Source organism: Lentzea waywayandensis, from assembly GCF_900115955.1.
GTDB classification, from domain to species: Bacteria; Actinomycetota; Actinomycetes; order Mycobacteriales; family Pseudonocardiaceae; genus Lentzea; species Lentzea waywayandensis.
In genome coordinates this window covers 105264-118198 of record NZ_FOYL01000009.1, presented here as the reverse complement: position 1 = coordinate 118198, position 12935 = coordinate 105264, and the positions used below count along the sequence as shown (strand labels likewise).

Annotated in this window: 14 protein-coding genes; 8 read left to right on the top strand and 6 right to left on the bottom strand. The window is 70.6% G+C overall.

What is annotated here, in order from left to right:
* Positions 1-62 precede the first annotated feature (62 nt).
* Positions 63-692, top strand: a complete 630-nt coding sequence (locus BM417_RS30425) for a hypothetical protein (protein ID WP_093601673.1) — start codon at positions 63-65, stop codon at positions 690-692.
* Between the two features lie 41 nt (positions 693-733).
* Here the strand turns inward: BM417_RS30425 and BM417_RS30420 are convergent, their stop codons facing one another.
* Both BM417_RS30420 and BM417_RS30415 read right to left on the bottom strand, forming a co-directional pair.
* Complete coding sequence (locus BM417_RS30420) at positions 734-1393, bottom strand: response regulator (protein ID WP_093601671.1); 660 nt, start codon at positions 1391-1393, stop codon at positions 734-736.
* On the bottom strand, positions 1390-2523 hold the full coding sequence (locus BM417_RS30415) for a sensor histidine kinase (RefSeq protein ID WP_093601670.1): 1134 nt from the start codon (positions 2521-2523) through the stop codon (positions 1390-1392). Before BM417_RS30415 ends, BM417_RS30420 begins: the two co-directional genes overlap by 4 nt.
* A 135-nt stretch (positions 2524-2658) precedes the next feature.
* Between BM417_RS30415 and BM417_RS30410 the strand changes: the two genes are divergently transcribed.
* The 6 genes from BM417_RS30410 to BM417_RS30385 all read left to right on the top strand — a co-directional run bounded on the left by BM417_RS30410 (position 2659) and on the right by BM417_RS30385 (position 7570).
* Positions 2659-3993: a hypothetical protein gene (locus tag BM417_RS30410; RefSeq protein ID WP_177320682.1), complete on the top strand. Its 1335-nt coding sequence runs from the start codon at positions 2659-2661 to the stop codon at positions 3991-3993.
* Positions 3990-4376 (top strand): FixH family protein, encoded by a 387-nt coding sequence (locus BM417_RS30405; protein ID WP_093601668.1) that lies wholly within the window; start codon positions 3990-3992, stop codon positions 4374-4376. Before BM417_RS30410 ends, BM417_RS30405 begins: the two co-directional genes overlap by 4 nt.
* 11 nt (positions 4377-4387) lie before the next feature.
* Entirely contained in the window at positions 4388-5488 is a 1101-nt protein-coding gene (locus BM417_RS30400; RefSeq protein ID WP_093601666.1) for a hypothetical protein, read from the top strand.
* Positions 5481-5999, top strand: coding sequence for a hypothetical protein (locus tag BM417_RS30395; protein WP_093601664.1), 519 nt, complete (start codon positions 5481-5483; stop codon positions 5997-5999). Before BM417_RS30400 ends, BM417_RS30395 begins: the two co-directional genes overlap by 8 nt.
* A 236-nt stretch (positions 6000-6235) precedes the next feature.
* Positions 6236-7201, top strand: coding sequence for a hypothetical protein (locus BM417_RS30390; protein WP_143138865.1), 966 nt, complete (start codon positions 6236-6238; stop codon positions 7199-7201).
* Between the two features lie 9 nt (positions 7202-7210).
* Complete coding sequence (locus tag BM417_RS30385; RefSeq protein ID WP_093601660.1) at positions 7211-7570, top strand: sunset domain-containing protein; 360 nt, start codon at positions 7211-7213, stop codon at positions 7568-7570.
* On the opposite strand, the gene BM417_RS30380 is transcribed toward BM417_RS30385, so the two are convergent.
* From BM417_RS30380 to BM417_RS30365, 4 genes are read right to left on the bottom strand one after another with little or no spacing between them, the layout of a single operon-like run.
* On the bottom strand, positions 7560-9020 hold the full coding sequence (locus BM417_RS30380) for a beta-N-acetylhexosaminidase (protein ID WP_093601658.1): 1461 nt from the start codon (positions 9018-9020) through the stop codon (positions 7560-7562). The genes BM417_RS30385 and BM417_RS30380 overlap by 11 nt on opposite strands.
* Complete coding sequence (locus BM417_RS30375) at positions 9017-9811, bottom strand: Gfo/Idh/MocA family protein (RefSeq protein ID WP_093601656.1); 795 nt, start codon at positions 9809-9811, stop codon at positions 9017-9019. Before BM417_RS30375 ends, BM417_RS30380 begins: the two co-directional genes overlap by 4 nt.
* A complete protein-coding gene (locus BM417_RS30370) occupies positions 9811-10743 on the bottom strand; it encodes a Gfo/Idh/MocA family protein (RefSeq protein ID WP_143138864.1) in 933 nt (310 codons plus the stop codon). Before BM417_RS30370 ends, BM417_RS30375 begins: the two co-directional genes overlap by 1 nt.
* Positions 10731-11693, bottom strand: coding sequence for a Gfo/Idh/MocA family protein (locus BM417_RS30365; protein WP_093601654.1), 963 nt, complete (start codon positions 11691-11693; stop codon positions 10731-10733). The genes BM417_RS30370 and BM417_RS30365 overlap by 13 nt, the downstream gene beginning before the upstream one ends.
* 254 nt (positions 11694-11947) lie before the next feature.
* On the opposite strand from BM417_RS30365, the gene BM417_RS30360 reads away from it, so the two are divergent.
* The gene (locus BM417_RS30360) at positions 11948-12910 is read left to right on the top strand and encodes an acyltransferase domain-containing protein (protein WP_093601652.1); all 963 of its coding nucleotides are present in this window, start codon (positions 11948-11950) and stop codon (positions 12908-12910) included.
* The last annotated feature ends 25 nt before the right edge of the window (positions 12911-12935 follow it).

Genomic DNA, 12935 nt, shown 5'->3' with positions numbered 1-12935 from the left:
CGCTCCTGCATCCGGCCTAGCGTCCTGGCCAACCCAGGTTCCGCAGTCCGAGGAGTCCCGCAGTGACGCACGCCCGTGGCCCCCTGTTCATCGCCGCCGCAGCGACGGCGGGCCTGCTCCTGTCGGCCTGCGGCTCCGAGACCACCGGTACGGCGACGCCCGCCACCGACACGACGACGAGCACCGCCACGAGCACCAAGGAGACCAGCGCCTCGAAGGAGGTGCCTGCCGTTCCCGCCGGTGGCGACGTCACCGCTCCCGGTTCGAAGCTCAAGGTCGGCGCCCGCGCGGTGATCCCCGTCGCCACTGGAGACAAGACCGGCACCGTCGCGATCACCGTCACGGCCATCGAGGCGGGTGCGAAGGAGGACCTGGCGAAGTTCGGCGACAAGGCCAAGAACATCACGCCGTTCTACCTGCGGGCCAAGATCGAGAACCTCAGCGGTACCGACCTGAGCTTCACCTCGATCTCGTTGCGCGGCCTCGGCGAGGACGGCAAGGGCACCGGCGTGATCATCAGCGGTGACACCCCGAAGTGCGACTCCACCAGCGCGCCGAAGACGTTCAAGGCGTCCGGTGAGACGTACGAGACGTGCGTGCTGAGCGCGGCTCAGGACGGCTTGAAGGTCGCGGCGGCCGAGTACAACCGCGGCGACGACTACGTCAAGTCGCCGGTCGTCTGGCAGAGCTGAGCCGCTGGTCCGCGGGGGTGGACGAGAGGGGTCCCCGCGGCTCAGCGGCGGTTCTGCACCAGCCCGTTGACGTGGGCGAACGCCACGGCGTGCACCCGGTCCCGCAGCCCCAGCTTCGACAACACCCGCGAGACGTGCGTCTTCACCGTCTCGTCCCCGACGTGCAGCCGCGCGGCGATCTCGGCGTTGCTGTAGGCCGCCGCGACCAGTTGCAGCACCTCGCGTTCGCGCACGGTCAGCAGCGCGAGCTCCGGCGGCGTCGGGGGAGGGGCGAGACTGACGGCGAACCGCGCGATCAGGCGTTGCGTCACGGACGGGTCGATCAACGCGTCACCGCGCGCCGCCACCCGGACGGCGGAGATCAGCTCCTCCGGCGGCAGTGACTTCAGCAGGAACCCGCTGGCACCGGCCTTCAAAGCGCGATAGACGTACTCGTCCGTGTCGTAGGTCGTGAGCAGCAGGACCTTCGTGCGGTTCGCGGGGTCGGCCAGGATCATCTCCGTCGCACCGAGGCCGTCCAGCTTGGGCATGCGGATGTCGAGCACCGCCACGTCCGGACGCAGCCGCGCGACCTCGGCGACCGCGGCCCGCCCGTCCGCGACCTCGGCGACGCACTGGAGGTCGTCCTGCGTGTCGAAGATCGCGCGCATGCCTGAGCGCAGCATCGCGTGATCGTCGGCGAGCAGCACCGACAGGGTCATGACGCCTCCAGGGGGAACGTGACGACGGTGCGCCAGGTGCGGCCGTCCGGTTCGAGCCCGGACCGGGTGGTGCCGGCGAACATGCCCGCGCGGTTGCGGATGCCGACCAGGCCCCGGCGCACCGAGCCGGAGTCGTCACCGGTACCCATGACGTTGCGCGCGGCGACGGTCAGCGAGTCCGGCGCGTACTCCAAGGTCACCGTCACGCCGGACGCGTCGCCGTGCCGCAGGGCGTTGGTCAGCATCTCCTGGATGATCCGGTAGACCGTGATGTCCAACGACTCCGGCACGTCCCGCTGCGGCCCGCACATCTCCAGCCGTGCCGGCCTGCCCGCCGCGCGCACGCCGTCGAGGAGCTCGTCGAGGTTGTCGAGGCCCGGTTGCCGCGCGCCCTCGGACTTGTCGCCGTGCAGCAGGTCGAGCAGGTGCCGCAGGTCGACCATGGCCGCGCGGCTGGACGTCTCGACCGCGCGCAACGAGCTCGTGAGCCTGGGATTGCCGTCCGGCAGGCCGAGCCGGGCGGCGCCCGCGTGCAGGTTGATCGCGCTGACGTGGTGGATGATCACGTCGTGCAGGTCGCGGGCGATCGCGCCGCGTTCCTCGGTGACCGCCTTGGTGACCGCTGCTTTCGCGTCCTTCTCCGCCATCGCCGACTGCTTCTCCAGTTCGGCCAGGTACGCGCGCCGCGCCGTCGTGTAGCGGCCGACGAGCCACGGCAGCAGCGCGCCCTTGCACGCCACGAGCACCGCGTACAGCAGGCCGTAGCCGTTGAGGAACATGCACGCCATCAGACTGGCCGAGAGCAGGCCGAGCGACGCGTACGCCGGTGCGCCGCGCAGCCACGCTCCCGCCCGGTACCCGGCGATCAGCAGACCGGCGTCGTTGGCGTCGATCCCGTTGCTCATCGAGACGAGGATGATCACCGGGACGGCCGCCTGCGCCGCCGCGACCCAGAGGGACAGCCGGGCGGGACCGGCGAGCATCGCGTTCACGGCCAACGTCAGCGCGAGCACGATCACCGTCTGCGGCAACGGTTCGCGGTCGAGCAGCACGAACCCGCCGTCCACGACCATGCACACGGTCGCGACCAGCCACGACTGGTGCTTGAGGGGCAGCTTGATCAGATCCATCGAGCGCAATCCTGCCCGATGACGTCCCTGAGAACCTCCCGCTTCGCAGGGGTCGGAGGTCCCCCGTGCGGGGGACCCGGTTTCCGTCTCGGCAGTGACGCGGTGGGCCGGGCATGATCGATACGTTCGGTCGCGATGAAACGACGTGTTGTGACCTTGCTGCTCGTGCTGGGGGCGATCCTGGGGATCGCGGCCCCCGCACTGGCCGACGGTGCCCAGTCCGGTGCCGACATCCACGTCGCGCAGAGCCTCGGCGACCGCGACCTCACGGTGATCATCCGGCGCGTCGCGGAGGTCCCGGGGCCGGTGCACGTCGACGTCGTGACGCACGCGGGCACGCCGGCCGGTGACGTCGCACTGACCTTGCGTGCGGCGGGCGCACCGAGCAGCACCGCCAAGGTGGAACTTGGTGCCACGCCTGGGTTCTACTCCGGTGTCCTGCGCGCGGACCGGTCCGGACCGTGGGAGCTCGCGGTCGACGAGGCGACGATTCCGTTCGTCGTGCCCGCGATCGTGCCGTCGCCGTGGGAGAACGCGACCTACGGCGGATTCATCGCGGCCGGAGTGCTGTTGCTGGCGGCGCTGCTGCTCGCCGTGTCCGGCCGGCCCGGTCTCGCGCTCGTGCCCACGGCGGGCATGGTCGCCGCGGTGGCGGCTGGGGTGACGGCGGCGTTGCTGGCGCCGAGCATCCCGCCGGTCGCGGCGCCCGGCACCCAGCTGGACCCGACGTACGACAACGTCATGAACCCCTACGAGCGAACGTCCATAGTGGACTTCTCGCGGCCGCCGGTGAACCTGGTGCCCGGCATGGACGGCAAAGACCTCGTGCTCAGCCTGACGGACGGGTCGTCCGGCCGGCCAGTGGACGACCTGCTGGTGCACGACAGCGCGTTCATCCACCTCGTCGTGGTGTCGCCGTCCGGACAACTGCGCCACCTGCACCCGGTCCGCACGGCGCCCGGCGAGTACCGCGCCCGGCTGCGCGACCCCGAACAGGGCACGCACGCGATCGCCGCCGAGATCGCCCGGCGTGGCGGGGGAGTGCAGCTGCTGCGGTCCAGTGTGGACGTTGCCGGATCCGCCACCGCGTCGCCGAACGACGGGAAGACCGAGACGGCGATGGAGATCCGGGAGGCGGGCAGGCCGAGCACGATCACCGCGAAGTTCGGCGAACGCGACCTGCAACCGTGGCTGGGCATGCTCGGGCACATGATCGTCGTCGGCCCGATCACCGGCACCGCCGTGAACGCGCCGATCTGGGCGCACGTGCACTCGATGATCCCGCCGACGCCGGGCATGCCCGACAAGCCGGACGAGAGCGTCGCCGCCTACGGGCCGGACGTGCCGTTCACCTACTCGTTCCCGTTGCCGGGCAGGTACCTCGTGTGGATCCAGGTCGAACGGGACTACTCGATCGTCACCGTGCCCAAGATCGTCGACGTTCCCGCGGGGAAGGTGGCGTCGAAGTGAAGCGCTCAGCGACAGCCGTCGTGGCCGGGGTGATCGCGATCGTGGCCGCGCTGGTCGTGCTGTGGCCGCGCGGCGTCGAGGCCCAGCCACACCTCGCCGAAAGCACCGGGCTCCGGTTCGAGCTCACGCCCACCAGCACGAGATCCGGCAGCAACTCGTTCGACCTGCGGATCACCGACCGCTCCGGCAACGCCGCAGACGGCGACGTGACGGTCGAACCGGCGATGCCGCAGATGGGCCACGCGCTCGCCCCGATCACCGCGGCGCCGCAGGCTCCCGGTCAGTACAAGGTCGCGGGCGTCGACCTGTTCATGGCCGGTCAATGGGAAATCACCGTGTCACTGCGCGGCGAGCGGGTCGTGATCCCGCTGCTGCTCACCTAGAAGGGGGAGAAATGACTGTGAACATCGCGGCGACGGCAGCGTCGTCGGCGAGGACGGTCCCGAGGGGGCTGGTCCCGGCGAGCGTCGTGCTCGGCGGCACCCTGCTCTCGCTGATCGGCCTGACCTGGGACATCCAGTGGCACTCCGACGTCGGGCCGGACACGTTCTTCACCCTGCCGCACCTGTTCCTCTACGCGGGCAGTGCGATCTCGGGCCTGGCGAGCCTCGCCGTGGTGCTGATGACGACGGCCGCGGCCAAGCGCGACAGGACGATCGACCCGATGGTCGGCGGCCGCGCGGTCGGCGTCTTCGGCCGCACGTTCGAGGCTCCCGTCGGGTACCTGATCTCCGGCATCGGCGCGGCGCTGTTCCTGGTCTACGGACTGTGGGACCAGTGGTGGCACGGCCTGTACGGTTTCGACGCCGTGATCGACTCGCCGCCGCACATCGGCCTGTTGCTGTCGATCTCGATCACCATGGTCGGCGCGGTCATGATCTTCGCGGTCGCCCGCGACGAACGCTGGGGCACCTACGGCGTCGCGGGCGCCGCGGCCACGTTGCTCGCGTTCAGCATGGTGACCGTGCTCGGCCTGCGCGCGTTGCCCGGCGGACCCGTCAACACGGTCAACGCGGGCAGTGCGTTCTTCTCGGTGATGATCCTCTTCATGGGCGCGTACGTCCTGAAGCGGCGAGGCGGCGCGCTCGCCGTCGGAGTGACCGTCGCGGCACTTCAGGCCGTGTTCTGGTGGTTCTCGCCGTGGGCCACCGAGGTCTACGCGGATGCCACCGGACTGCCGTTGCGCGACTACGCCGACGGCATCCCCGGCCTGCCCAACATGATCCCGATGAGCCTGATCCTCGTCGCGGTCGCCGTGGAACTGCTGCGCGGCCTGCCCGCCTGGGTTCCCGGCGCGGTCGGCGGCGTGATCATCACCGGCCTCGCGCCCGTGCAGCGCATTTTCGTGTACGGCAGCAACTTCCCCGCCATCGAACGTTACGTGGCCACCGTCGTTGCGGGCGCGCTGCTCGGCGCCCTCGCCGGGATGCTCGGCCGGCGCTTCGGTCACATGCTCCGCCACCTCGCACCAGCAAAGGAAGAACGCCATGCGTAAGACGTTGCTGGGACTCGCGGGGACGGTCGCGCTGCTGCTCGGCCTGACCGCTCCGGCGCTCGCCTTCGAACCGGTGAACGTCGTGCACACCGAGAAGGTGCAGGTGGGGCCGTACGACCTGACCGTCGGCTTCAGCACGTGGCCGGTGAAGGCCATGCAGTCGCTGGACTTCACGTTCGCGCCCGAGGACGGCATCACGGGCAAGAAGGGCACGCTGACCGTGCTCCACAACGGTGTGGAGGCCGAGGACGACCCGCTGGCACGGCACCCCCGCAAGCGGGAGGTGTGGGGCCTGGACATCTACGCCCTGCCCGAGCCCGGGACGTGGACGATGCGGTTCGACGTCGAGGGACCGGCAGGGGCGGGAACCGGTGAGTTGACGAACCTCCAGGTGATGGAGCAGCCGGGCCCGCCGATGGGCCTGTCCTGGGCCGTCAGCACCATTCCGCTGTTCGGCCTGATCGCGTTGATCGTGATCGCCTGGCGACGGACGCGGACCGCCGTCGACTAGGGCCTGTGCCGGAGTCTGGCCCGACGCGGCCCCCGGCGGCACGGCCGGACGACCCACGTACAACACCGGTACGCGGGCCGCCCGGCCGCACCACCAGGAACCACCTCAAGCGCGACACAGGCCCTGGGGCCTGTGCCGGGTGGCAGGCCCGGTTCCTGCCACCTGACCGGGTGAAGTTCGGTTCGAAAGGCTTGAGCGGCTGGCTTTTCGGTCGCGAGGTCCGGTACCCCTGCGCCGTGCGTTTGCCTCACGCGGTTTGGATTGGCGGGCTGTTGCTGCCCGCGTTGCTCGCCGCCACCGGCGTGGTCGTCTACAGCGGTGGCATCGAGCGGACGCTGCACGCCGACGTGCGTTCAGCGCTGGAAAAGGCCGGCTACCACGGTGTTGTCGCCGTGGAGGGCCGGTCCGTCGTGGTCAGCGAGGTCGCGCCGCGCTCGGTGGACGCGGTGCGCGCCGTGGTCTCCGACGTGTCCGGTGTCGGCGGGGCCGAGGTGCGGCAGGCCGAACCGGCGCAGCTGTTCGTCGCGGTGCGCGGTGCCGAGATCCTGGTCTCCGGCGCGGTCGCCGACGACGCGGAACGCGGCGCGCTCATCGAGGCCGTGCAGGCTGCCGACCACCGCGTCACAGCGGCGCTCCGGCTCGGCGGCCTGCTGCCGATTCCACCGGCCGTCGTCGGGCGCGTCGTCTCCGCCGCCCTGTCCGCCAAGGTCTCCGACGTGACCGCGACCGTCCACAACGGTCAGATCGCGATCGCCGCCCGCGTCCCCGACGAGGCTCGTGCCACCGCCGTCCGCGAGGCCGTCACCCAGGCCGCGAACGGCCTTCAGGTCACCGACCGCATCGAGGTCGGCCCGTCCGCGGCGGTCGGCGACCTGAACGTCGAGGCGCTGCACGACTCGATCTCCCGCCTGGTCAACGGCAACGGCGCGATCCGGTTCGTGCAGGGCACCACCGCCTACGAAGGCCACGGCACGGTGCTCATCCAACGCGTGGGCCGCATGCTTCTGGTCGCTCCCCGCGCCTCGATCACGTTGGTGGCACACGGCACCGACCCGGCGGTGGCCACGACGCGCGGCCAGATGGTGCGCGACGTCCTCGTGGGCCAGGGCGTGTCGCCCGCGTTGATCGCCATCGAGACCCGTCCCGCCCCCGGCGGCGAGTACGACCCGGCCACACGCCAGGTCGACGTCGTAGTCCGTTAGGAGTTCGCTGTGCTCTGGTTGTTCTCGCAGATGTTCCTGCTGTGCCTGGTGTCGTTCGCGGTCGGCTCGCTGGTGACGTGGTTGTCCGTGCGCGGCCGCCTTCAGCCCGAACGCCCGAAGACCCGCCTCGCTCTTCCCGCACCCCGGCCGGCGGCGGAGCAGGTGGTGATCGCCGAACAGCCGGTCGCGCCGAAGCCCGCGAAGCAGGAGTCGTTGCCGGTCAAGGGCAACTCGAAGACGATGGTCTACCACACGCCCGACTCGCCGTACTACCGGCGGACCAAGGGCGACATGACGTTCGGGTCGGAGGCGGAGGCCGTGTCGGCGGGCTACCGGATGTGGACCACCAAGGGCCGCGTCAAGGTGTGAGGTTCCCGTCGAGAGGCCGGTGATGCGGCGCGACCTCGGCGAGCATCGGTGCGTGCGCGGCGAGGCGTGAACTGAAGTCCGTCCAGTCCCGCTCCACCGACCACGCCGACTCGGCCAGCGCGCAGAGCCGGGGGAACGCCAGGTACTCGGCGTGCTCGGGCGTCCGCACGAACTCCGTCCACAGCTGGCCCTGCGTCCCGAGCACCCGCGCCGCGCACTCGGCGTCCCACGAGGCCGGCAGCGGGTCGTTGCGGTAGACGTCCTCCAGCGACACCACGGCGGCGGGCTGGCCGGGTGGCTCGCCCTCGGCGCTCTGCGGGTAGTCGAGGTAGGTGCTGCGGAACGGCGCCATGACCAGGTGATGGCCACGACGGACGGCTTCCAGGCCGTGCCGGGGGTCGCGCCAGATCATCACCGCGGCCTGGCGCGGGAGGCCGTGCGGGTTCTCGCCGTCGTCCCAGCAGATCGGGTGCCGGCCCTGGGAGACCAGGAACTCGCTGATCCGGCCCAGGAACCAGCCGTGCAGCGCGGACGCTCCCGGCAGGCCCTCGGCGGCGACGCGGGTGGCGGCGAGCGGGCTCGTCTCCCATTCGACGGCCGGGCACTCGTCGCCGCCGATGTGGATGTGCGGGGACGGGAACACCTCCAGCACCTCGCTCAGGACGTCGCGCAGGAAGGCGAAGGTCTTCTCCTGCACGCCGAACAGCGCGTCGGACACGCCCCAGCCGGTCCACACGGGCAGCGTGCGGCCGGGGAAGTTGCCCAGTTCCGGGTACGCGGCGAGGGCGGCGCGGGCGTGGCCGGGCATCTCGATCTCGGGAACGACGGTCACGCCGCGAGCCGCCGCATAGGCGACGAGCGACCGCAGCTCCACCTTGGTGTAGGCGCCGCCGTGGGGGATTCCGTCGTAGGCGGAACCGCCGGCCGGGCCGATCATGCTCTCGGTGCGCCACCCGCCGACGGACGTCAGCGCCGGGTAGCGGTCGATCGGCATCCGCCAGCCCTGGTCGTCGGTGAGGTGCAGGTGCAGGACGTTGAGCTTGTACAGCGCGATCTGGTCGACGAGACGCCGCAGGTACGGCAGGGGCAGGAAGTGCCGCGCCACGTCGATCATGGCGCCGCGCCAGGCGAACCGGGGTTCGTCGCGCACCTCGACCGCCGGGATCTCGGAGCCGGAGATCAGTTGCCGCAACGACTGCACGGCGTGCCGCAGACCCGCGACCGACCCGCGCAGCCGAACCGACGACGGCGTCACGGACAACGTGTAGCCCTCGCCGGCACCTTCGACCTCCAGCACGACGTCGCCGTCCTCGCGCAGCGGCAGATCCACATAGGACTGCAACAACCGGGCGACGGGCAGCGCGTCACCGGAGGCGGCGATCGCGGACGTGGGCGACAGCGTGAACACGCCGGGGGAGCGGACCAGGTGGACCGGCTTGGGGATGATCATGCGATGGCCTTCGCGACGGCGTTGAGCAGGTGGATGGGGCGGAGCAGGTCGTCGTGGCTGATGGGCTGCCTGCCGGTGGTGGCCATGGCCAGGAACGCCTCCAGGCCGGGGACGAAGTAGTGCTCGTCGAGCTCGAGCGTGCGTTCCGCCGCGCCGAGGGAGCCGGTGAACGGCGCCTCGCCCAGCATCAGGTTGATCTCGACCTCGGTGTCGCCCACCGCGGCTTGGACGGCGATCCGGTCGGAGAGCCGGGTGACGGCGACCGACCGGATGGTGCCTGGTGCGAGGCGCAACGCCACGTCGACCGGGTGGATGCCGTAGAAGAAGATCCCGCCATGAGGGCTGGCCGGATCCACTGGCCCGGACGTCACGACTCGGCGTGCGGGACCTTGTGCGGCAAGGGCTTCGGTGTCGGGGATCCAGCGCAGCGCGGAGAACGACGTGAGCGGCGCGTTGTGGGCCAAGGACTCCGCGACGATCGCGGAGGCGTCCTCGACGGTGCAGGCCAGCGGTTTGTCGACGAACACCGGCAGGCCTTCCCGCAGGAACGGCACGGCGTGGGCGCGGTGCAGATCGCCGTGCCGGTCGGCGACGACCACCGCGTCGACCAGGCCGAGCAGGTCCTCCGGCGCGTCCACGATCCGTTCGAGTGAACCCTTGTCCTGCAACGACTCGTTGCGCTCCGAGCGGCCACCGCTGACGGCCACCACGCGGGGGCCCTGTCTGGTGTTGAGGTGGTCGATGATGTGGTCGACGTGGCTGTTCTCGGTGCCGATGATGCCGATGCGCACTACCGTTCTCCATTCAGCTCGACGGGTTTCCCGGTGCGGGCGGACTCGTAGATGGCGAGCACGACGGCGAGAGCGAGGCGTGCGTCCGCTGTGCCGACGAGTGGTGGCCGGGAGTCGCGGACGGCGTCGAGGAAGTCGGTGTACTGGGCGAGGTGCGCGTCGTCGAGGGAGCCGCTCTCGCCGATCACGACGCTGCCGCGGTCGCCGTGCACCGCGACCCGCACCGGCAGGCCGGGATGGGCGGCCGTGGTCGCGGTGATCGTGCCCAGCGCGCCGCTCGCGAACGTCACCACCGCCGCGACCGTGTCCTCGACCTCGATCCGGTCGTGGGCCAGACAAGCGCTGCGGGCGAACACCTCCACCGGCTCACCCATCAGCCACAACAGCAGGTCGACGGCGTGAATGCCCTGGTTCATCAACGCACCGCCGCCGTCGAGCGCCCACGTGCCGCGCCACGGCTTGGAGTCGTAGTACTCCTGCGGGCGCCAGAACGTCGACTCGGCGATGCCCGACGTGATCCGCCCGAGGTCGCTGACCGCCCGACGCGCAGCCGCGGGCTCGGCCTGGAACCGCCGCTGGCTGATCACCGCCACCGTGCGCCCGGACTCCCGTTCGGCGGCGATGATCCGGTCCGCCGCGGAGAGCGTGACGTCGATCGGCTTCTCCACGACCACGTGCTTGCCCGCCTGCAACGCGAGTACGGCCGCGTCCGCGTGCGCACCGCTGGGCAGACACACGCTCACCGCGTCTACGTGCTCGAACGCGTCGGCCAACGACGTCATCGGCGTGCCACCGAAATCGGCCGTCAGCCGCCGAGCCCGGTCCAAGCTGTTGTCCACGACCACGGCCAGCTCCGCCGAGGACGTGATCGACCGCGCGTGCGTCTCGCCGATCGCGCCTGCTCCGACCAGCGCGAACCTCAGGCCGCCCACCTGTGCACCACCCCTCCGCCGTCCGCGCTGTCCTGAGCCAGCAACGCGATTCGGGTCGCGAGGAGGCTCGCGGAGGTGCCGACTTCTGGTTCCTGACCGGCCGCGAGCGCGTCCAGTGCGGCAGCGGCCGGACGCCGGCTCGGTGGCAGCGCGACAGTCCATGGTGGACGGTCCTGCGTGACAGCGGTCAGTTCTCCCCGAGCCCACATCAGTTCTGCCGTTCCGCCGGTGCCCGTGAGGCGCATGCGGTAGTCGCCGTGCCACGGCGCCGCGTCCGGTGTCAGCCAGCTGACCTCGATCGTCGCCGCCACCTCACCCGCTCGCAGCAGGACCGCGCCGTGCAGCGCGTCACCGACCGCGCTCACCGTGCCCTCGCGAGCGCCGGTCAGCCACAGCACGAGGTCGATGTCGTGCACGGCCAGATCGGCCACCACGCCGCCGTAGGTCGAACGGTCGAGGAACCAGGACGGCCGGGAGCCGCGGTTGAGCTTGTGCGGCCCGGACGCGGCGATCAGCGCCAACGACCCGAGTGCTCCGGAGTCGAGGAGCGCGCGGGCCGCGAGCGTCTCCGGGTGGCCGCGCTTCTCCAGCAGCAACGAGACGGACCGCCCAGTCCCGGAGGCGGCCGCCGCGATCGCGTCCACATCGGACAGGCTGGTGCACAAAGGTTTGTCGGCGATGACGTGTGCGCCTGCCCGCAGCGCGTCCACCACGACGGGACCACGTTCGGAGTAGATGCCCGCGACCACAACGACATCAGGCCGCTGGGCGTCGAGCAACGAGCGGTGGTCGGCGTACGACAGCACCCGGTAGCGGCGGGCGAGCGCGGGGTCCGGATCGCTGATGCCGACCAGTTCGACATCGGTGCGAAGGGGCAGTTCGTCGAGAACGTAGGCGACGTGCGGATGTGCTGCTCCGGCGACAGCGAGCCGGAGACCGGGATGGGACATGCGTGCCATTCAAATGCGCCGCTGATTGCCGAGTCAACGGTATGAATCCGGTCTCGAAGGAATGAATCCTCACGCACCGCAAGGCTCTGGCCTGGGGGAATGAGCGCACCGTAGTCATTCTTCAGCTGTTCGTGTGACCTGCGAAGAATCATTGACGTGCAGGAGGTCACACATAATGATGTGCCGAACCAGGGCAAGACACGCCATATTCATTCCCGTTTCGGGGAAGGAATCGCCGGAAAGCAGGTGCCGCCATGAGCGAGACCGACGACTGGCTCGCCGCGCTGCTGAAACAGCCCGGAGCCGACGTCGCGGACCTGGAACCGGTGACGACAGCGGAGGCCACACGACGGCTCGCGCTGCTCGGCGTTCCGGACGCCGACCACACCGGCGTGCTGGCGACGCTGCCCAGTCCGAACAGGACACCGGACCTGTGGGAGGCGCTCCTGCGCTGCCACCAGGTCCTCTACGCGGCGGACCCGATCCCCAGCCGGAAGGTGGACTGGCCGAACGCCCCCGCCGAACTGGGCGAGGCCGGACGCTACTTCTACGTCCACCTCTTCCTGCTCGCGCTGCCGTCGCTGCTGGCGTTGCACAGCAGGCTGAACATCCCGTTCGACGTCACCGCTGCGACCGTGCAGGACCTCGGCGCCAAGGTCGTCAGCTACCGCAAGTACTACGACACAGGCGGTTTCGACCGGCAGGGCTGGCTCGTGCGGCACTTCCGCGGCACGCTCTTCCGGCTCGGCAGGCTCCAGTTCGACCGCGCGGTGCTCACGATCGACGAGTACCAGGCGGAGTCGGACGACGGCCCGAAGGACGGCACACCCGTCCTGGAAGTGCACATCCCGGGCGACGGCCCGATGACACCCGAGGCGTGCGACGAGTCGTTCCGCCGCGCGAGGCCGTTCTTCACAGCGCATTTCCCGGACGAGGGCTACGAGTACGGCACCTGCCGCTCGTGGCTGCTCGACCCGCAGCTCGCGCGGTTCCTGCCGGAGAGCTCGAACATCGTCCGGTTCCAACGCCGCTGGTCCCCGTTCGGACCGACGCCGGACTGTGACAGCGACGTCCTCGAGTTCGTCCACCACCTCCCTCCCGGTACCGGCGACATCGCCACCTTGCCGCAGGACACCACCCTTCAGCGCGCGATCGTCAGCCACCTCCAGTCCGGCGGCCACTGGCGCCAGGGCTGCGGCTGGCTCGCCCTTCCCTGATCCCTCCACCAAGAACGGACCCCCG